13 protein-coding genes are annotated in these 19,995 nt (G+C 71.0%); 4 read left to right on the forward strand and 9 right to left on the reverse strand.

Annotation, left to right across the window (positions count from 1 at the left end; genetic code table 11):
* Positions 1–247: 247 nt before the first annotated feature.
* Positions 248–1,552: an ROK family protein gene (locus tag ACFWRO_RS20765; RefSeq protein WP_384512275.1), complete on the reverse strand. Its 1,305-nt coding sequence runs from the start codon at positions 1,550–1,552 to the stop codon at positions 248–250.
* Between the two features lie 180 nt (positions 1,553–1,732).
* Between ACFWRO_RS20765 and ACFWRO_RS20770 the strand changes: the two genes are divergently transcribed.
* Positions 1,733–5,404, forward strand: a complete 3,672-nt coding sequence (locus ACFWRO_RS20770; protein WP_384512277.1) for a hypothetical protein — start codon at positions 1,733–1,735, stop codon at positions 5,402–5,404.
* 98 nt (positions 5,405–5,502) lie between these two features.
* Positions 5,503–5,703 (forward strand): hypothetical protein, encoded by a 201-nt coding sequence (locus tag ACFWRO_RS20775; protein WP_384512279.1) that lies wholly within the window; start codon positions 5,503–5,505, stop codon positions 5,701–5,703.
* Between the two features lie 64 nt (positions 5,704–5,767).
* Here ACFWRO_RS20775 and ACFWRO_RS20780 read toward each other — a convergent pair whose 3' ends face one another.
* Together ACFWRO_RS20780 and ACFWRO_RS20785 are read right to left on the reverse strand one after the other, a co-directional pair.
* Complete coding sequence (locus ACFWRO_RS20780; RefSeq protein ID WP_384512281.1) at positions 5,768–6,799, reverse strand: SDR family NAD(P)-dependent oxidoreductase; 1,032 nt, start codon at positions 6,797–6,799, stop codon at positions 5,768–5,770.
* The gene (locus ACFWRO_RS20785) at positions 6,796–7,986 is read right to left on the reverse strand and encodes a glycosyltransferase (protein WP_384512283.1); all 1,191 of its coding nucleotides are present in this window, start codon (positions 7,984–7,986) and stop codon (positions 6,796–6,798) included. The genes ACFWRO_RS20780 and ACFWRO_RS20785 overlap by 4 nt, the downstream gene beginning before the upstream one ends.
* Before the next feature lie 74 nt (positions 7,987–8,060).
* Here ACFWRO_RS20785 and ACFWRO_RS20790 point away from each other — a divergent pair, with 74 nt between their 5' ends.
* Together ACFWRO_RS20790 and ACFWRO_RS20795 are read left to right on the forward strand one after the other, a co-directional pair.
* Complete coding sequence (locus ACFWRO_RS20790; protein WP_384512285.1) at positions 8,061–8,741, forward strand: response regulator transcription factor; 681 nt, start codon at positions 8,061–8,063, stop codon at positions 8,739–8,741.
* The gene (locus ACFWRO_RS20795) at positions 8,738–10,135 is read left to right on the forward strand and encodes a sensor histidine kinase (RefSeq protein WP_384512287.1); all 1,398 of its coding nucleotides are present in this window, start codon (positions 8,738–8,740) and stop codon (positions 10,133–10,135) included. Before ACFWRO_RS20790 ends, ACFWRO_RS20795 begins: the two co-directional genes overlap by 4 nt.
* 101 nt (positions 10,136–10,236) lie before the next feature.
* Here the strand turns inward: ACFWRO_RS20795 and fabV are convergent, their stop codons facing one another.
* From fabV to ACFWRO_RS20825, 6 genes are all read right to left on the reverse strand, one after another.
* The gene (gene fabV / locus ACFWRO_RS20800; protein WP_384512289.1) at positions 10,237–11,445 is read right to left on the reverse strand and encodes an enoyl-[acyl-carrier-protein] reductase FabV; all 1,209 of its coding nucleotides are present in this window, start codon (positions 11,443–11,445) and stop codon (positions 10,237–10,239) included.
* 168 nt (positions 11,446–11,613) lie between these two features.
* A complete protein-coding gene (gene sbnA / locus ACFWRO_RS20805) occupies positions 11,614–12,576 on the reverse strand; it encodes a 2,3-diaminopropionate biosynthesis protein SbnA (protein ID WP_384512291.1) in 963 nt (320 codons plus the stop codon).
* 70 nt (positions 12,577–12,646) lie between these two features.
* Positions 12,647–13,738, reverse strand: a complete 1,092-nt coding sequence (gene sbnB / locus ACFWRO_RS20810) for a 2,3-diaminopropionate biosynthesis protein SbnB (RefSeq protein ID WP_384512293.1) — start codon at positions 13,736–13,738, stop codon at positions 12,647–12,649.
* The gene (locus ACFWRO_RS20815; protein WP_384512295.1) at positions 13,735–14,736 is read right to left on the reverse strand and encodes a TauD/TfdA family dioxygenase; all 1,002 of its coding nucleotides are present in this window, start codon (positions 14,734–14,736) and stop codon (positions 13,735–13,737) included. Before ACFWRO_RS20815 ends, sbnB begins: the two co-directional genes overlap by 4 nt.
* Positions 14,733–17,294 carry an amino acid adenylation domain-containing protein gene (locus ACFWRO_RS20820; protein WP_384512297.1) on the reverse strand — a complete coding sequence of 854 codons (2,562 nt, stop codon included), beginning with the start codon at positions 17,292–17,294 and terminating at the stop codon, positions 14,733–14,735. Before ACFWRO_RS20820 ends, ACFWRO_RS20815 begins: the two co-directional genes overlap by 4 nt.
* Complete coding sequence (locus ACFWRO_RS20825) at positions 17,291–19,879, reverse strand: Pls/PosA family non-ribosomal peptide synthetase (protein ID WP_384512299.1); 2,589 nt, start codon at positions 19,877–19,879, stop codon at positions 17,291–17,293. Before ACFWRO_RS20825 ends, ACFWRO_RS20820 begins: the two co-directional genes overlap by 4 nt.
* Between the last annotated feature and the right edge of the window lie 116 nt (positions 19,880–19,995).

Genomic DNA, 19,995 nt, shown 5'->3' on the forward strand with positions numbered 1-19,995 from the left:
GAGCGCTGCTGCCTGGCGACGTCCACCAGACAAGCAGGGCTGAACGGGCGACGCAACGACCCCCGGTACGAAGCGGAGTCGGACCCGCGCCGAACGTCCCGGGGGTGGGCGAGGGGGTGTTTTCGCAGGTCGCGTGGGCGTATGGGGGGATTTGGGTGGGTCTTGACCCTCTCCTATTCCACGTCGTACGTGACCTAGGTCCTGTGGGCCGCCTCACCCCGGAGGGACCCTCGTCGGCCCCGGTCCGTCACACCGCGCTCGGGTCCTGGTACACCGCGTCGAGGGCCAGATGCGCGCCCCCTCGGGCCGCCGCCGTGAATCCCAGCGTGGAGAGCAGGACCTCGCAGCCGCCGGCGTCCGGCGCCATCACCCGGTCGCGGACCACGTGCCGGACGCGGTCGAGCATGAGGTCGCCGATGTGCGTGAAGTAGCCGCCGAGTACCACCACGCCGGGGTTGAGCACGTCGGCAAGGACCGCGATGCCCAGGCCCAGATCGTCCGCGACGCGGTCGAGCGCCTCCAGGGTGCGCGGGTCGCCGTCCTCGGCGCGGCGGTGGAGTTCGGCGAGCCGGGTCTCCAACTCGACTGTCGCGTCGTGGATTTCGTCGCCTTCGTCGGCGGCGAGGCGGAGGATGGCGTCGAGTCCGACCATCGTCTCCCAGCACCCGTGCCGTCCGCACACGCAGACGCGGCGCTCGGAGCCGCGAGGGCCGAGCGGCATGTGGCCGACCTCGCCGGCGAAGCCGCTGCGGCCGCGCAGCAGACGGCCGTCGCTGATGATGCCGGCGCCGATGCCGCGTTCGCCGGTGATGCAGACCATGTCGTGGACGCCCATGTCGTGCACACCCACACCCGTGTCCTGCCCGGCCATGTCCTGGACCCGTAGGTACTCCGCCATCGCGCCGGCCTTCGCGTCGTTCTCGACGGTGAGGCGGGGCGGGGCCGGTGCCAGGCGGGCGAGCAGTTCCTCGGCGACCGGGACGTTCCGCCAGCCGAGGGCGGGGGCGTACTCGACGGCGCCCAGACTCCGGTCCACCACTCCGGGTACGGCCAGGGTGAGGCCGATCGGCCGCTTGCCGTCCTGTTCCAGGGCGGCAACGCAGGCCTGGACGGACCGGGCCGTGTGGTCGAGCACCGCGTCGCTTCCGGCACTTGCGACGTCGATCGCGCTGCGCTGCTCGTACGCGATGTCGCCGGTCAGGCCGAGGGCGAGTACGTACACGTAACTCGTACTGATCTCCACGCCGATACCGCAGATGTCCCGGCCGTCGAGGTGGACCAGGGTGCCGGGACGGCCGACGGCGCCTTCCCGCTGCGCGGGCCCCTCGCTGACCAGGCCCAGGGAGACGAGTTCGGCGACCAGGCTGGTGATGGTCGGCTTCGGCAGCCCCGTGTCGCCGGCGAGTTGGGCGCGTGAACGCGGCCCCGCGTCGCGCAGGATCCGCAGCACCACACCGAGGTTGGTGCGCCGGATGGACCGCCGGTCGCGCGGCTGCGCGGGCCCGGACGGGGCGGCGTTCGCAGGCGCCGCCGTTCGCGGGTCAGCCTTCACTCGTTCCTCGTTCCACGTCTCTCGCCGGACCGGACGGCTCTCATGATGGCAAGTCTCCGGCATCGGTCTCCCGTGAGCCTTGACCCTTGACACCCCCCTATTAGTTCGGATTTTATTCAAACTAATTCGAGGACTCGCGGGCCCGCTCTCTCGGGCGGTCCAGCCGGAGAGGAGTCTCTGTTGTCGGCTCGTTCCAGGATCAGAATCGTCGGTGTTCTCGTCGCGACGGCCGTGGCGCTGACCGGCTCGGCGGCGGCCATGCCGGCCTCCGCCGCCGACCCCACGTACTCGGTCACCATCGGGTCCAAGGGCTCGTGGACCCACCCTGACGACACACCCGCCGCCACGTACATCGACAAGGACGGCTCGTTCTACTACCAGTCCGCGCACGCCCTGTACGCCCAGAACGACCCCCGCACCTGGACCTTCTACCGGGGCAAGGACTTCGACGGCGCCACGCGCGACGCCGCGCTGAGCGAGGCGGTCAACCCGGCCAACTCCCTGGACCGCAACGACGACACCACGTGGCGGTGCAACAACAGCCCCACCGGCCGGGAGTCCACGTACGCGGCCGCCGGCTCGCACTACTCGCAGCGGAACTACTGCGACCTGATGGGTGTGTGGGTGGACCCGGACTCGGGCGACTGGTACGGCCTGGTCCACAACGAGTTCACCCCGGACCCCTTTGGGGACAACCTGCACTACGACGCGATCGACTACGCCGTCTCCAAGGACCAGGGGAAGACCTGGGACATCAAGGACCACGTCCTCACCTCGCCGTACAGCACCGAGCGAGGGGACAACGAGGCGTTCCCCCACGACACTTACCACTACGGCAACGGGGACGCCCGGCTGTTCGTGGACACCGCCTCCGGCTACTTCTACGTCTACTACAACTCGCGCGCCATCCCGAAGGGCGGCGTCCCGGGCGGGTGGACGGACGGCAGCCGAGGACACGTGGCCCGTGCCCCCATGTCCGCGAAGATGACGCCGAGTTCCTGGCGCAAGTGGTACGACGGCGCCTGGTCCCAGCCGGGAGTCGGCGGCCTGGAGAGCAACATGGAGCCGGTCGACGCCGACAACACCACGGGCTACACCCCCGTCGAGAACGACTACGACCCGGCCACCCCCGGAAGCGTCGCCGAGCAGCAGGCCGCCGGTGAACTGCCCGCCAAGTCCGATCTGTTGACCATGAGCGTCGTCTACAACGCCCATCTCGGCCTGTACTTCGGTGAGCCGGAGGCCGTGCACCAGGACGGCTCGGAGGCCCAGCGCTTCTACGTCACCGACGACCTCTCCACCCAGAAGTGGCGGCTGATCGGCGACTCCGGCGACTACCGGTCGGGCTCCTGGTACCGCTGGATGCTGGACTCCGTGAACAAGACCGGCTCCACCATCGTCGGCAAGACCTTCCGCAGCTACTGCTCGTTCTTCTGCTCCGACGGCGCGGACGGCGAGTACTACAACACCACCGTCGAGACCAGCGCCCCCGCCGCCCCCGTCGTCTCGGGGTCGGCCTACACGATCCGCAGCGGCAACGGGCGCGTCCTCGCGCAGGCCACCGGCAGTCGGGCGACCACTTCGTTGCCCACGGGCGACGGGTCCAACCGCGGCAAGTGGATCTTCACCTCCAACGGCGACGGTTCGTACCGCATCGCCAACGCCGGCAGCCGGGAGCTCCTCGGTGTGGACTCCACCCGCGACAGCGGCCGCGCCTGGGGCGCGCTGCCGACCGTGGCCGCGGCACGCCCTGGCGGGCCCACCGTCGGCCAGCAGTGGTTCGTCATCCCCGGCAAGAGCGTCGACGGGGCGTCCACCGGTACGTTCCGCCTGGTCAACCGCTACAGCGGACTCGTGATCGGCATGTCGGGGGTCTCGGGCCGGCTCGTCGAGACCACGCCCACGCGGGCCTGGACCGACACGACTCCCCCACCGCTACCGGAGAGCCGCGCCATGAGCCGATACCACCTGCGCTACCAGGTGATGCCCGATCAGGACCCCACCGCACTGGCGGACTTCTGCGTGAGGCACTCCGTCGACGAGGTCGTACTGATCATCGGGTCGGAGGAGCTGTACGCCGGACACCTGGCGGGCGCGGACGAGGACCTCTGGTACTCCGCCACCCGCTCGGCACGGGAGGTCCTGGCCGACCGGGGCATCGGGGTCAGTCTGAACCCTTGGGTCACGTCCGGGCACGCCGATCGGGGCCGCGTACAGGACCTGGGGTTCGCGCCGCTCGTCTCCCCCACCGGCGAGGTCTCGACGGCGGCGGCCTCCTTCGCCTGCCCGGTCTGGCGCGCCTGGATCGCCGCCCACTACGGACGCTTCGCCGAGCTCGGGTTCCGGGTGATGTGGCTGGAGGACGACTTCCGCTTCCACAATCACACGCCCTTGACCTGGGGCGGCGGGTTCGAGCCGGAGATGCTGGCCCGGCTCGGTCTGGACGTGACGCGGGAGGAACTGGTCGCCGCCGTCACCGCGCCCGGCGAGCCGCACCCGTGGCGGGCGTTGCTCCAGCGGACCTGGCGGACGGCTCAGCTCGAAGTCGTCGATCTCGTACGCGAGGCGGTCGCCGGACGGTCGACCCTCGGGCTGATGAGCTCAGGGCTCGGCATCGCCTCGGTCGAAGGCCGCGACTGGAACCGCCTGTTCGCGAGCGTCGGCGCCCACCGCCCGCACTTCGCCCCGTACGGCGACAGCCCCGCCGGCGACCTTGCCCGTTCGGTGGCCATGCTGGAGCTGCAGAACGGGCTGCGGCCCCCGTCGGTGGAAGTGGCGCCCGAGATCGAGAACTGGCCCCACACCGAGTGGACGAAGTCCGACACACAGACCTGGTCGGAGATGGTCACGGCGGCCCTGTCCGGGTCGGACGCCCTGCTTCTCGACGTGTTCCCGTTCGTCACGGGTGACCCGGCGCGCTATCCCCGGATCGGGCGGATGCTCGCGAACTCCCGGGCGGCGCTGGACTTCTGTGCCACCGATCGCACGCGATCGGTCGGCGTAGGCATCCCCTGGCAGCAAGACACAGCCGCTTTTGTACACGGTGACGGCACGATGCAGGGACTGGACGCCGACCCCCTACGGGCCTCCGCGTTCCTCCTCCCGTACGGCGTGCCCATCCAGGCGGGCGTCGCGGGGGTGAACGCGCTCTTCGGCACGGTCGCGTGGGGCGTCCCCGATGCCTCGGTGGAGCAGTTGCTGCTCGGCGGTCTCCTGCTGGACGGCACGGCCGCGGCGATCCTGGACCGGCGCGGCTTCGGCGAGCTGCTGGGCGTCGCCCTCCACGAGGAGGTGGACCGGGAGACGCCGTCGGCGGCTCCGTACAGCATGGAACGGATCCTGGACGGCGGAGCGCTCCTGAGCGTGAACGTGCAGCCGTCGATGGTCCGGATGACCGCGCTGCCCGGTGCGGAGACATGGACGGAGATCCTCACCCCGCGCGGGGAGCACTGGGGAGCGGGCCGGGTCGCCCACGTGAACTCCATAGGGGGCAGGGTGGTCACGATGGCGGCCTGCCGCCCCGAGGCCCTCGGCCGCTGCGACGACGGCCGGCGCCTCGCCCACGAGTCCCTGCGCTTCCTGGGCGCCCGCATGCCCTTCGTGACCGGCGGCCCCCACCTGATCCCGCAGTACGCCCGCCTCGGCACCCGCCACCGTCTGGCCGTCGCGAACGGCTCCGCCGACCCCGCCCGCCCACGCGTGACGGTCGAGGGCGTGACCGGCGACGTCACAGCGACACTCCTGGCCCCGCTGTCCGACCCCAGGCCGGTCCAGGCGGTGCGGGAGGACCACGTCATCACGGTCGAGGACGAGGTGCCCCACCGCGGATACCTCGTCCTGGAGTGGACCTGAGAGCCGGGCGCCCAGAGCCTGCTGAGCACACAGCACGCTCCGGGGAAGCCAGGAGCGCGGCTCGCATCGACGACCTTCTGATAGGAGAGGATGCATGTATGACCATCGATCAGAACCCTGCTGGGATGAACGACTCCACGGAAGACGTCGCTGCCGAGCCCGCGCCTCGCTGCAAGATGGGTGGACCGGACAGCTGGGACCTCTTCCTGCAGGGCAACTTCTTCTGCGAGCTGCCGCGCGGCCACGCCGGCCAGCACTACGAGAAGGGCGCACCCCGTAAGTGGAACTCCTACGAGTAGGCAGGTCCAGCCCGCCGCCAGGAAGGCGCACGTGCCTTGCCCGGCGGCGAGCCGTCGGTCTGCCCTACACCTGGTAGCGATCCGGGGCGAAGAGGTTGAGGTTGGCCGCGACCCAGTCCGACGTGCGGGCCAGGCCTTCGGAGAGGGAGACGTCCGGCTTCCAGCCCGCCCACTCGCGGGCGCGGGAGTTGTCCGAAAGGAGTCGGTGGACCTCGCTGCCCGAGGGGCGCAGCCGGGACGGGTCCACCACCACGTCCGCCTCCCGGCCCGAGGCCGTGATCAGGGCCTTCGCCAGGTCGCCGATGGATATCTCCTGACCGGAGCCGAGGTTGACCACCTCGCCCAGCGCCCGGTCGCACTCCGCCGCCGCGAGGAAGCCCTCGGCCGTGTCCGTCACGTACGTGAAGTCCCGGGTGGGCGTGGTCGAGCCAAGGCGGATCTCCCGGGAGCCCGAGTGGAGTTGGGCCAGGATCGTGGGGATCACCGCGCGCGCCGACTGGCGGGGGCCGTACGTGTTGAACGGCCGCACCACCGTCACCGGCAGCTCGAAGGCGTGGTGGAAGGAGAGCGCCATCATGTCCGCGCCGATCTTCGACGCGGAGTACGGGGACTGCGGCTGGAGCGGGTGGTCCTCCGCGATGGGTGCCGTCAGGGCCGTGCCGTAGACCTCGCTGGTGGAGGTGTGCACGAGGCGGCGTACATCGTGACGGCGGCAGGCCTCCGCGATGTTCTCCGTACCGGTGACGTTCGTCTGCACGTACGCGCCCGGCGAGGCGTAGCTGTACGGGATCCCGATCAGGGCCGCCAGGTGGAAGACGGTGTCGCAGCCGGCGACCGCGTCGCTGACCCGGCCCGCGTCGCGGATGTCGCCCGCCCACATCTCCACCGGGCTGCCCGGGCCGCCCGCGTCGGCCAGGTAGCGGGCCAGGTGCCCCTTCTCCGCGTACGGCTTGTAGTGCACGAAGGCGCGCACCCGCGCGCCCCGCGCCACCAACAGGTCCACCAGGGTCGAGCCGATGAAGCCCTCGGCCCCGGTGACGAGGACGGTGCGACCGGTCCAGTTCGTGGCCGTGGCCGTGGTCATGTTCGTGGTCATGCGTGCTCCAAGGTGGGAAGGCGGACGCCGGCCACGCGGAGGACCTCCGCGGCCAGCAGTTCGGCGGCCCGCGCGTGCGGGCCGGGGTCGGCGGCGCCGGCCATCGACGCCAGCCGGTCCGGGTCGGCCAGCAGCGGGCCGACGAGACCGGCGAGCCGTCCGGCGGTGGTCTCGGAGTCGGGCAGCAGCAGCCCGGCTCCCGCGTCGGACAGCACGCGGGCGTTGTGGGTCTGGTGGTCGCCCGGGGCGTACGGATAGGGGACGAGCACGGCCGGGACCCCGGTCGCCGCCAGCTCCGCGACCGTCGCCGAGCCCGCCCGGCACACCACCAGGTCGGCGGCGGCGTACACCAGGTCCATCCGGTCCAGGTACGCCACGGCCCGCGCGATCCGGTGCCCGCCGGACGCCGCGAGGTCCCGCTCCGCGTCCGGCAGCGCCGCGGGGCCCGTCTTGACCAGCAGCTGTACGTCGTTTCGGTGCTGCCAGAGCCCGGCCAGGGCGACCGCGGCCCCGGTGAGCCGGACCGCCCCCAGGCTGCCGCCGTTGAAGACGACGAGGCGCTTCCCGTCGGGGATCCCCAGCTCCCCCCTGGCCTCGGTGCGCAGCGCCGCCCGCTCCGGCCGCGGCAGGTCCGCGAGCCCGGAGAGCGCGGCGGAGATCGGCATCCCCGTGGTCAGCGCCCGCGCCCCGCCCGCCAGATGGGGGCGGCTGCGGTCGAAGGCCACCGCGACGTGCTCGGTGAGACGGGCCGCGAACTGGTTGGCCCGGCCCGGTACCGCGTTGGACTCGTGGATCACGGCGGGCACCCCCGCCAGCCGGGCGCCGAGCACGGCGGGCGCGCTCGGATAGCCGCCCATGCCGACGACGACCTGCGCGCCCTGCGCCCGGATCACGGAACGGGCCTGGTGCGCCGAGCGCAGCAGGGCCGCGGGCAGCAGGTACCTCTTCGCGCCGAGCGCCGGGTCGAAGGGGATCATGCCGACGGTGTGCAGGCGGTAGCCGGCACCGGGGATCAGCTCGGTCTCCAGGCCCCGTTCGGTCCCGATGAACGAGATCACGGCGTCCGGGACGGCCGCGCGCAGCGCCTCGGCGAGGGCGAGGCCCGGGTAGATGTGCCCGCCGGTGCCGCCCGCACCGATCACGACGGACAGTGCCGCGGGTGTGTGTCGAGGGGTTCGAGTGGTCATGGGCCGCACACTCCCGGTGCGCCTTAAGAACGTTCTAAGAGGATCGCGCCGACGGCTTTGGCAGGCTTTGCTCCATGCAACGGATTCTGGTGGTCGACGACGAGCCCGAGGTCAGGGCCGCCGTGCAGGACGGCCTGGCCGTCGAGGGGTACGAGGTCCGGGGAGCGGCGGACGGCCTTGCCGCGCTGAGCGAGGTGGCGCGCTGGGAGCCGGACGCGCTCGTCCTGGACGTGATGATGCCGGTCCTCGACGGGCTCGGGGTGTGCCGTCAGCTGCGCGCGATGGGCGACCGTACGCCCGTACTGGTCCTGACGGCGCTCGACTCCGTCAGCGAGCGCGTCGACGGCCTTGAGGCCGGGGCCGACGACTACCTGGTCAAGCCCTTCGCGCTGGACGAACTGGTCGCCCGGGTCCGGGCCCTGCTGCGACGGGCCGCGCCCGAGCAGCCGGGCAGCGGCCCCCTGGGCTTCGCCGACCTCGTACTGGACCCCGCCACGCGCACCGGGCGGCGCGGCGGGCGGCCGATGGAGTTCAGCCGTACCGAGGCCGCGCTGCTTGAACTGCTGCTGCGCCACCCCGGCCAGGTGCTGCCGCGCGAGCTGATCCTGGAGCTGGTGTGGGGGCGCGACTTCGGTCCTGACTCCAACTCGCTCGCCGTGTACGTCGGCTACCTGCGCCGGAAGCTGGAGGCCGAGGGCGAGCCTCGGCTTGTCCACACCGTGCACGGGGTCGGCTACCGGCTGGACACGCTGTGAGCGGGGGCGGCCGGCGGCGGCTCGGGGGCGTGTGGCGCAGGCGGCGGCCGCTGCGGACCCGGCTCGCGCTGGCCGTCACGGCGGCGGTGGCCCTGGTGGCGGTCGGGGTGTGCGCGGCCGCGTACGTCGTCGTACGGTCCGCGCTGTACGACCAGCTCGACCTGAGCCTGACCCAGTCCGCGCGGCTCGCGGCGCAACGCGATCGGGGGCACCCGCCGGGCACGCTGGCCGGTGAGTGCCGCTTCCTGGCCGCCCCGGCCTGCGCGGAGGTGGTGCCGGCCGACCCGGCCGACGACCCCCGTACGCCGGGGCAGCTGCCGGTGGCGCCGGCCGCGCGGGAGGTCGCCGCCGGGGAGCGGGCCCCGTACTACACGAACATCACGGTGGCCGGGCACCCCGCTCGGATGCTCACGACCGACTACGCGAAGGGGCGGGCGCTCCAGGTGGCGCTGCGGGCCGACACGGTCGAGGCGGGCATCGAGGAGGCCTCGTGGTGGCTCCTCCTTACGGCGGCGGCCGGGGTGCTGCTGGCCGCCGTACTGGGGTACTGGGTGTCCCGGACCGGGCTCGCGCCGGTGACCCGGCTCACGGCGGCGGCGGAGCGGATCGCGGCGACCCGTGATCCCCGGCACCGGATCGAGCTCCCCGCGCGGGGGGCCGCCGGGCGGGAGGACGAGATCACGCGGCTTGCCGGGACCTTCAACACCATGCTCGGGGAGCTGGAGCAGTCCGTCACCGCGCAGCGGCGGCTGGTCGCGGACGCCTCGCACGAGCTGCGGACGCCGCTGACAGCGCTGCGGACCAACGCGGAGCTGTTGGCGCGGGTGGACCGGCTCACTCCGGAGCAGCGGGCGCGCGCGTCGGCCGCGCTCGGCCGGCAGCTGCGGGAGGTGACCGGCCTGGTGAACGATCTGATCGAGCTGGCACGGGACGAGGAGCCGACCCCACTGGTGGAGCCGGTGCGGCTGGAAGCACTCGTCGAGCACTGCGTGGAAGCGGCGCGGGCGCACTGGCCGGGGGTGCCGTTCGGGGTGCGTACGGAGCCGGTGGTCCTGCCGGGGGTACCGGCGCGGCTCAGCCGGCTGCTGGGGAACCTGCTCGACAACGCGGCGAAGTTCAGCGGGGAGGGGCTGCCTGTGGAGGTGGAGCTGGTGGCCCTCGGCACGGGCGCGGAGCTGACCGTACGGGACCACGGTCCGGGGATCGCGGCGGAGGACCTGCCGTACGTCTTCGACCGCTTCTACCGGGCGGGGGCGGCCCGCTCCCTGCCGGGGTCGGGCCTGGGGCTTGCGATGGCCCGGCAGATCGCGCGTGCGCACGCCGCCGAACTGGTCGCGGAGACGGCGCCGGGCGGGGGCGCGCTGTTCCGGCTGACCTTCCGCGAGGGCGGCTGAGCGCGGCCGCCGGAAGGGGCGGGCCCCGCACTCCCTCCCACCCCCATGCTCGTGACCCGGCCGGCCCCACATCGCGCACGGAGCCGGCCGACGAGGTGCGGTCAGAGGGTGGGCCAGGGGACGTCGGTTTCGACGGCGGCGGTGTAGTCGACACCGGGAACGGAGAAGCCGTAGAGGCGGCGGACCTCGTCGCTGAACCAGTCCAGATCGGCGAGTTCGGTGATGGTGTCGTTGGTCGCCGTGCTCCAGCGTTCGGCGACGGCGTCCTGCACGGCGGGGTCGAGTTCCCAGGTGTCGAGGCGGACCCGGCCCTCGTCGTCGAGATCGAGCGGGCGGGCACCGGTCAACTGGTCCCACAGCTCCACGAGCTGACCGATCGGGGCCACCATGGCGTCGCCGAGGACACCGCGCAGCAACCCGACGTACAGGGCGATGCCGGGGATGGCGGTGGAGGACTGGGTGACCGCGGCGGCGTTGACCGAGGTCACGGCCCGGCCGCCCACGGTCTTGCCGAGGCGCTCGTCCAACGTGCGTGCGGTGGCTTCGAGATGGGCCTTCGCGGCGCCGATGGTGCCCTGCCGGTAGACGGCCGCGGTGATCGGCGAGCCGATGTAGGACAGGGCCGCGGTGGTGAAGCCGTCGGCGAGCAGGGAGCGGTCGGCGAGGAAGGTGATCCACCGCTCCCAGTCGGTGCCGCCCATCACCGCCACGGTCTGCTCGATGTCGTCGCCCTCGGCCGGCGCGGTGGTGACCTCCTTCACCTCCGGGGCGCCCTGATCGTCGAAGACGAGGGTCTTGGTGGTGTGTGCCGAGCCGACCGGCTTGAGGACCGAGGCGTACACGGTGCCGGTGTCCGGATCGGTGCGGCGAGGCGCGGCCACCGAGTAGATCAGGTAGTCGAGTCGTCCCCCGAACCGCTCGACGAGGAGGTCGGCGACCTGCTCCTTGACCGTGTCGCTGAACGCGTCGCCGTTGAGGAAGACGATGTCCCGCCCGTGCTGTCGGGCGAGGCGTGCGGTGGCGTCGGTGCGGTACCAGCCGGCCGTTCCGGTGCGCCGCGCGGGCGCCTTCTCGAAGCACACACCGATGCCACGGATACCGACACGGGCGAGGCCCGCGATCGTGGCGGCCAGTCCGTACCCGGCGGACGAGCCGATCACCACGGCCACCGGCCCTTCGCTCCCGGCGAGGGCGGGGGCCGTGCCGGGCACGGCCTGCCACATCTCGTCCACCAGCTGCCGGCAGCCACCGGGATGGGAATCGAGGAACAGGAAGCCCCGGCTCTTGGGTGCGATGACGCGTTCGCTCACGGTGTGGATCCCAGGTGTCGTCACGGACAAGGACACGGCGGCCGCGCTCGGCCGCCGCCTCCTGCAAGTCTGTGACCGTTCGGATGAACAGAGTGATCTTGGTCGGCACAACGATGACCAGCCGGGCTTGGAGGGTTCCACCACTTCCCTTCAGCAGTACAGCTGAGGTCATCGAGCAGCTACGTCCAGAGCCTCGTCGCCGAAGAGAGCCTGCACCCAGTTCGGCTGGTAGATCGTGTCGAGATAGCGCTCGCCGAGGTCAGGCGAGATCGCCACGCACGTGAGGTGTTCCGCGTGATGGTCGTCGAGCCAGCCGGTCGCACCGCTGACGACCGTCCCGGTGGATCCACCGAAGACGAATCCACGCGCGGCCATGGCACGGCAGGTGCGGATCGTGTCCGACTCCTCGACCCGGACCACCTCGTCCACGTACCGCTGGTCGAGCAGAGGCGGCCGCATGCTCATGCCGAGGCCGGGGATCACCCGGCGTCCTGGCCGGTCTCCGAAGATCGCCGACCCGATGGTGTCCACCGCGACGATGCGCACGGGTCGGTTCCAGGTGCGGAACCAGCGCGCGCAGCCCATCAGGGTGCCGGTGGTCCCGACGCCGATGAACAGGACGTCGATCTGGGGAAAGGCACGGGCGATCGCGGGTGCCGTCCGGCGGTAGTGGGCCTTCCAGTTGTCGGGATTGGAGTACTGGCTGAGCCACACGCAACGGGGGTCGGACGCGCACAGGCGCCGGACGGCCTCGAGCCGGCCCCCCAGCAGACTGCCGTCCTTCTCCTCGGACACGATGTGCACGTGGGCTCCGAGCGCCTCCATCATCAACCGGGTCGTGAGGTTGCATCGCGAGTCGGTGACGCAGACGAACTTGTATCCCTTGCTCGCCGCGATGACGCTGAGTGCCACGCCGAGGTTGCCGGAGGAGGATTCCACCAGGATGGACTCGGGGGTGAGAACGCCCCGCCGCTCGGCGGACTCGACCATCTCCGCAGCGGCCTTGAGCTTGATGGAGCCCGCGAAGTTGAAGCCCTCGCACTTGAGAAAGAGGGGCAGGCCGAGCGTCGGCATCAGGTCGACGTAGAGGTCGTCCTGGTTGAAGGCGTGGGGGGCGGTGATGACGGGCACGGTGCTCTCCTCCTCGGGCGACGCTTCGGCCGGTCGGTTCTGACTGGTGTTCTGACTCGTCGGGCCCGTCTCATCCGTACCGGCTCAGCTCGTCGAAGAAGTCCTCGACGATGGTCAGTTCGCCGGAGCGCACCAGCTGGTCGTAGACGTACTTGCCGACCATCAGGTCGAGGACCCCGAGCCCGAACGGCGAGAAGATCGCGGTACGGTCCGTCGGCACGGACACGCGGCCGGACATGACGTCGGCGAGAGTGCCGTGCACGAAGTCCCTGTTCCCCGTCAGCTGTTCGGTGAGGTGGGGTGACGTCTGGGCGCGCAGGCAGTGGTCGGTGTCGTCGACGATGTTCGTGGCGGACAGCAGGATCTGCGGATCGAGGTCGCGCAGGGAGACGTGGAGGACCACCGGGTGGTGGTCGAACCATGAGGGCGCGGTGATGTGCGGTGTGCTCGCGACCGTGGCGATGACCACCAGATCGCTGTTGCGCACGAGTTGTTCGGGGTCTCTGTGCACGGTGACCCGGCCGTCCATGCCGGACTGCTCCAGGTAGAGGCGGAAGCCTGCGGCGCTGTCCGCTGAGCGGTCGTGGACACCGATGTCGTCGAAGGACCAACCGGTCCTTCGCAGGTAGGTGTGGATGTAGCGGGCGATCAGACCCGTCCCGATGAATCCGACGCGGGAAGCCCGGGGGCGCCCTCGGCTGAGCCAGCTCGCGGCGGAGGCGGCGGACGCCGCCGTCCTCGCGGCGCTGATGACCGAGCTCTCCATGCAGGCGAAGGGGTAGCCGGTCACGGGATCGTTGAGGATGAGGACCGCCGACGCCCGTGGAATCCCCGACCTGACGTTCGCCGGGAAGCTGGAGATCCACTTGAGCCCGTCGACCTGCGCCTCGCCGGACAAGGAGGCGGGCAGGGCGATGATGCGCGAGGCCGGGCGGTCGGGGAAGCGCAGGAAGGTCGAGGCGGGGTTGACCGTCAGGCCTGCGGCGTGCAGGTGATAGGCCGACTCCACCACGTCCTTCACCGTCGCCTCCCTGCCGTCGAGGACCTGCTTGACCTGGCGCCCCGGGACGACCGCGAAGGGGGGAACCGCGAGGTCCTCCGCGGACCGGGCGGTGTCCTCGGTGGACCGGGCGGGGTCGGACAGGGGTTGGGTCACGGTCATGTCGCTGCACTCCTCGTCTGCGCGGCGGGCGACGCCTGCCGCTTGGGGTCGGCCATCGCCACCACCACCTGCCGGGGCCCCTCGTAGGGTTCCCTGCTGTGGGCGGTGCGGATGTTGTCGACGAGCATCAGGTCGCCGGCCTGCCACGGTCTGCGGACGGCATGGGCCTCGTAGACCTTGTTGATCTGCTCCACCGTGTCGGCGGCGACGCTGTCGCCGTTGCCGTAGTACGTGTTGAACGGCAGCCCGTCCAGGCCGTACTCGTCGATCAGGAACTCACGTACCTCCAGGTCCATCGTCCACTGGTTCAGAAACGCGATCTGGTTGAACCAACAGCGCCTTCCGGTACCCGGATACCGCACGACGGCCCGGCGGTGCTGCCGGGTGCGCAGCGACCCGTCCGGCTGCCATTCGGCCACGATGTCCATGTCCCGGCAGTGGCGGTCGATGGCGTGGGTGTCGGTGGTGCCGAAGGCCTGGGTGAGGCTGGTGCCGATCTCCTCGTGGTAGGCACGGGTGAGCAGCCAGCCCTCCCGCTCGAAACGTTCCACGATCTCGGAGGGCAGAGCGTCCAGTACCGCGGCGGCATCCGCGAGCGCGGTCGTTCCGCCCGTGGCGGGAGCCCGCAGGCACGCGAAGAGCAGAAGACCCGGGAACTGTCCCGCGTAGCTCAGCTCGTGGTGCATGCACATCGGCTGCCGGGGCGGCCAGGCCGCCGAGGAGTAGACGCCGTACGCGTGCTCCGTGCGAGCGGCGAAGCCCTCGGCCTCCCGGACCGGACTCACACCCAGTTGCCCGAGCACCGCTTCGACGTCGGAGACGCTGTGCAGACCGAGGCCGGTCACGACGGCGGCGCCGTGCTCGGCGACGACGGCGAGCACCTCTCCACGGTGCGCGGCCATCCAGGCCGCCGCTCCCGCGCCGCCGGTCGAGCTCTCGATCTCGGGCAGGAGCGTCGGCGCCGATACGTGCTGTCGGTGGAAGAGTGCGGACCTCATGGCGAATTCCTCTCTCCTGTCGGGGCGGTCGCCCCGGTGCGTGCGTCGATCAGCGCGGCCAGCTCCGCCAGTACCGGAGATGCCGTCAGGTCGCTGAGCGACACCACCCGGTCAAGCACGACGGCGAGGCGCACGGCGGTCAGGGAGGTTCCGCCGAGGTCGAAGAAGCCGTCCCTCCGCCCGATCTCGGAAGCCGGTACGTCGAGCACCGCGGCCCACACGTCGGCGAGTCGCTCCTCGGTCGCGGTGAAGGGAGCGTCCCCGGAGCCGTCCCCAGAGCCCTCCCCATGGCCGTCTTTGTGGCTGGACGCCTCGGCGAGCAAGCCGAGCGCCTTGCGGTCGACCTTCCCGTTGGGCGTCAGCGGGAGCGCGTCCAGCCAGTGGCACGAGGCCGGCACCATGTAGGCGGGTAGCAACTCCCCGAGAAGGTGGCGCAGGTGATCGGAGCCGAGCGCCGGGTCACCGGTGTGGAAGGCGACCAGTTGCCGCCCGTGTCCCTCCGCCCCGGTGACCACGACGGCTCCGTCGCGTACATTCGGAACGCGCAACAGAGCGCTCTCGACATCGCCGATCTCGACCCGGAAGCCTCGGATCTTGACCTGCTCGTCCCGTCGGCCCAGGAACTCGAGCTTCCCGTCGGGCAGCAGGCGGCCGAAGTCCCCTCCCCGGTAGAGGCGCTCCCCGGGGCGCAGCGGATCGGCCCGGTAGCACTCGGCTGTGCGGTCGGCGTCGTTGATGTAACCCCGGCCCACGCAGACGCCGGAGAAGGCGATCGAGCCGGGGGCGCCGAGCGGGACGGGCATCAGACGGTCGTCCATCACATAGACGCGCACGTTGGGGATCGGCCGCCCCAGGGAGATCCGTTCCCCCGGTGGCGCGTCCTCCAGCACCTCGTGATGGGTGTCGTCGGACGTCTCGGTCAGCCCGTAGGCGTTGACCAAGTGGCTCCGGGGCTTGACGCGGAACCACCGCCTCACCAGCTCCGCGCGGAGGGCCTCGCCGGTCACCGAGACGCATTCAAGGTCTGGCAGCCCTCGTGGCGTGCGTTCCAGTGCCGAGACCAGTACATCGAGGTACGACGGGACGACCTGGAGCACGTTCACCCGCTCCTCCGCCATCAGGTCGAGGAATCGGTGGACGTCCAGGACCGCCTCCTGCTCCACCAGGAGCGTCCGTCCGCCCACCAGGGGCCCGGCGAACAGCTGCCACAGCGAGATGTCGAAGCACTGCGACGCCGTCTGCGCCACGGCGGATCCCGGCCCGACGCGAAGGTCCCCGGCCTTCGCCAGAAGGTGGTTGAGCAGGCCCGCGTGCTCGACCATCGCTCCTTTGGGCTCGCCGGTCGATCCCGACGTGAAGAAGATGTACGCGAGAGCGTCGGCCGGAACGGGGATGCCGAGGTCACGGCCGTCGCTCTCGCGCTCCGCGACGGAGGGCGCGTCGACGACGCGAGGGGCGGCCGACGACGCGAGTGCCCGCTCGAGGTGGCTGGTACTGCCCGGCTCGGTGAGGACGAAGCGGCACTCGGCACGTCCCAGCATCGTGCCGATGCGTTCGGACGGGTAGTCCGGGTCCACGGGCAGATAGGCACCGCCCGCCTTGAAGGTCGCCAGGACGCAGGCCATCCAGTACAGGCCCCGCGGGAGCACCACTCCCACCGGGTCCTCGGGCCGCAGCCCCTGGGCCAGCAGGGCCCGTGCGAGGCGATTGGCGCGGAGGTTCAGGTCTCGGTAGGTCCACCGGCGTCCGCGATGCACCGCGACGACGACGTCCGGGTGCCGGCGCGCCCGTTCCTCGAACAACTCGTGGAACCTCTTGTCCGGCAGGGGCCTTGCGGGTCCGGCGAGTCCGTCTACCTGGAACCGGATCTCCTCGGAGGACAGCAGGCAGTGGCGGTCGTGGCGGGAGTCCGGGTCGGCCAGGAGGCCTCGGAGCGCCATGAGGTGGTAGCCCGCGATGCGCGCCGCGGCGTCGCCGTCGAGCGCGTCCATACGGAAGCGCAGGCTCAACGCCTGTCCGTCGGCGTCCTCGCGCACCGTGACGCAGAGGACCGCGTCGTCGGGCAGGACCGGCCCGTGCCCGTCCGGGTCGAACACGGCCTCGGGGCGGCCCGCTCGGCCGGTGTCGGACGCTTCGGGGCGCCAAGCCCCTCCCCCGTCGCAAGCCGCTTCCCCTTCCCTGTCGCAAGCCGCTTCCCCCTCCCCGTCGCCGAGCAGTTCCTCCGCACGCACGGCGTCCCTGACGAGGTCGCGCCACGTGCCCGGTGCGACGGACATCCGGCAGGACACATACCGTCCCGGCTCCACAAGGCGGGCGGTGATCACGACCGGATCCCCGGAGAGCGCGGCGAGAACCTTGGCGTGCGCCGCCAGGTGGAGCGCCGAGGGCCGCACGCCCAGCTCCCAGGCACACGCCCGCAGGTCGGTCGTCATGCCGTCCGGGAGGGCGATCGTGTGATCGGCCGAGCCCGGCACCGGAGCCGTGGTCCAACGGGGAACCTCGGTCCATCCTGTCGTGGACCGCGTGCCGTCGGGCAGCGTGTCGCGTGTGACCGTCATCGGAATCCGCCTCCGTCGGCGCCGTCGTCATGGGGTTCCACGGGTCGGGCGGGGTTTCCCGTCCACCGGCTGTCGTCGGGAACCGTCTCGCCCTTCATCAGGAAGCAGTCGGTCTCCAGCACGGCACGCGCGCCGACCTCCACTCCGTAGTGGACGAAGGCACCGACGCCCAGCGTGCTGCCCGGGCCGAGCCTGCTCGGTTCGGACTTGAAGGCGCCGTCCTCCTGCGAGTGGCACTGGACGACGCTCCCCGCGTTGAGCGTGCAGCCGTCGCCGATCGTCACCATGGACCGCTCGGGCAGGCTGCAGCCGTCGTCGAAGACGTTCCTGCCGATCCGGACCCGCAGCATCCGCCAGACGGCGCTCTTGAACGGCGTGCCGTTCAGCACCTGCAGATACGCCTCCGAGGGGACCTTCCAGTACCGTTCGCGCCGCCAGAACCGAACGTCGTAGATCGAGCAGAACAGCGGCCCGAGCGGGGCGAAGAAGGTGACGATCCGCTCGACCAGCACGTAGTAGAAGATCGTGAACGGGAGCAGAACGCCATTGGCCAAGGCGAGCGCCCACACACCCATGTCCCCGTACAGATCCGCCGCGCCGGCGAAGAGCACGGTGACGAAGAAGAGGTAGAGCCACGCGGTGGCCAGATACCAGACCATGGTCATGGCGTTGTGCCGGTTCTTCGCCGCGAGACGGCGACGCAGCTCCTCCCCGTCGCGGATGTCGTCGAACGAACTGTCGCGGAGCACCGAACGCGGGATCTCGAAGCTGGGGGAACCCAGGAGACCGACGTTCTCCCGGATCTCCCCGTCCACCGGAACCATGACCTTGGTGGCCAGGAGGCAGTTGTCGCCGGTCCTGCCACGCGCGGGATAGGCGATCTTGTTGCCGAGGAAGTTGCGGGCACCGATCCGGGTGGGCGATACGCGGAACGAGGTGCTGGAGTAGTCCGCGTTCATGAGCGAGAGGCCGTCGGCGACCATGGTGCCCCTGCCCACATGGCTCATCATCGGGCTTTCGTGCTTCACGACCGTGCCGAAGTTCGACCCGGTCTGCTCCACGTGGGACAGGTCGTATCCAACCCAGCGCAGGTAGTGCACGATGGCCGTGCTGTCGCCGAAGAGCCGTGTCAGGCTCTTCCGGTTGGTGAGCACCGTCGCCAGGCGGTGCAGCGTGTGGTGGAGGCCGAAGAGCGGGTAAACCCGGCCCGGGACCACGATCCGGCCGACCAGGCGGGACACGGTGGCCAGGAGCAGCAGGGTGAGCGGTATCGCGCCGAAGAACACGAGGGCTGTCACCGCGAGCAGGTCCGTGTAGAAGGCCCCGTCGGTGAGAGCCGCAGGACCGGCTTCCAGGACCACCGCCAGCTGCGGGACCTTGGAGAGCAGGACGTCCACCCCGCCGACAGCCAGCGGTGCGACGAACAACACGGCGAACAGGACCTGACCGACGGCATGGGAGGCACGCCGTACGCGGCCGCAGCGCGTGGCCTCGACCCCTCGGAAGTCGGTGTCGGCGGGCTGGGCGGGCGACCCGTGCCAGCGCTCGCCGTCGGGAACGCACTGGCCGGCGTGGAGCGACGACGCATGGCCGAGCTGGGCGCCGTCGCCCATCGACGTCCGGATGTCCAGAACCGTCGACTCGCTGACGAGCACGCGCCGGCCGAGGGAGACGGGGCCGGTCTCGATCACGGCGTCGCGGGCGCGGTAACAGTTGATCAGTGTGTCCTTGCGGACGATCGTGTGGTCACCGATGGACAGCAGGTCCGTGCAGACGGGCACGCTGCGCGACAGGACGGTGACGCTCCGGCCCAGATGCGCGCCGAGCGCCCGCAGGTAGAGCGAGTACAGCGGTGACCCCACCGACAGCACCAACGGATTCGCCCGCACCAGTGTCTTGACCAGCCAGAAGCGCAGGTAGCCGAGGCTCCAGACACGGATCCGCCGCGGCTGCCATCGCCCGATGAGCAGCCACTTCGCCGCGATGGGCAGGGTGCACAGGATCAGGAGCACGGCCGCACCGAACACCACGGACCTCAGGTAGTCGTCGAACAGACCGCTGCCCTCCGATATCCACTCGTATCCACGCGTGACGACGACAGCGATCAGAAGGGCATAGCCGAGGTAGCTCAGCAGTTGCAGCAGACCGCACAGAACCGGCCGCGGTCGGCCGAGCCCGCCGGTGGGCGCGATGGCCATGCCTGGTATCTCGGGCACGTCGGAGGGCGCCTCGCTCGTCGCCCCCGGACGGGCGGAGGGCCGCGTGGCGGCTGATTCCGCCAGGGCGGCGCTGAGTCCGCGGATCGTCGGATGCTGGTAGACCTCCTTCATGGACACCGGCCGCAGTCCTGGCTGCTTCCGAACTCGCGCGCAGAAGTGGGCCATGAGCAGCGAGTCCGCTCCCAGATCATGGAAGAAGTCACTGTCCGGGGGTACGGATTCCAACCGTGCGACCTCCGAGAACAGGCGGGTGAGGAGCTCCTCCACGGCGGTGGTGTCCACCTGGTCTGTGTCCACCTGATCGGTGCGCGCCGGGGCCACAGCGACGGGGGCTGTCGCCGTCATGTCGAGCGGCTTGCCTCTCATGAGGTCTCCCTGGACGGTGTCCGGTGTCATACAGGTGATTCGTTGCCGACGCCGGAAGGTATGTACCGATGCGGAGACTTCTCGGCATCCGGCCGTCCGTTCCGCTCCGCGGACCG

Source organism: Streptomyces sp. NPDC058579, from assembly GCF_042718575.1.
Taxonomy (GTDB): Bacteria; Actinomycetota; Actinomycetes; order Streptomycetales; family Streptomycetaceae; genus Streptomyces.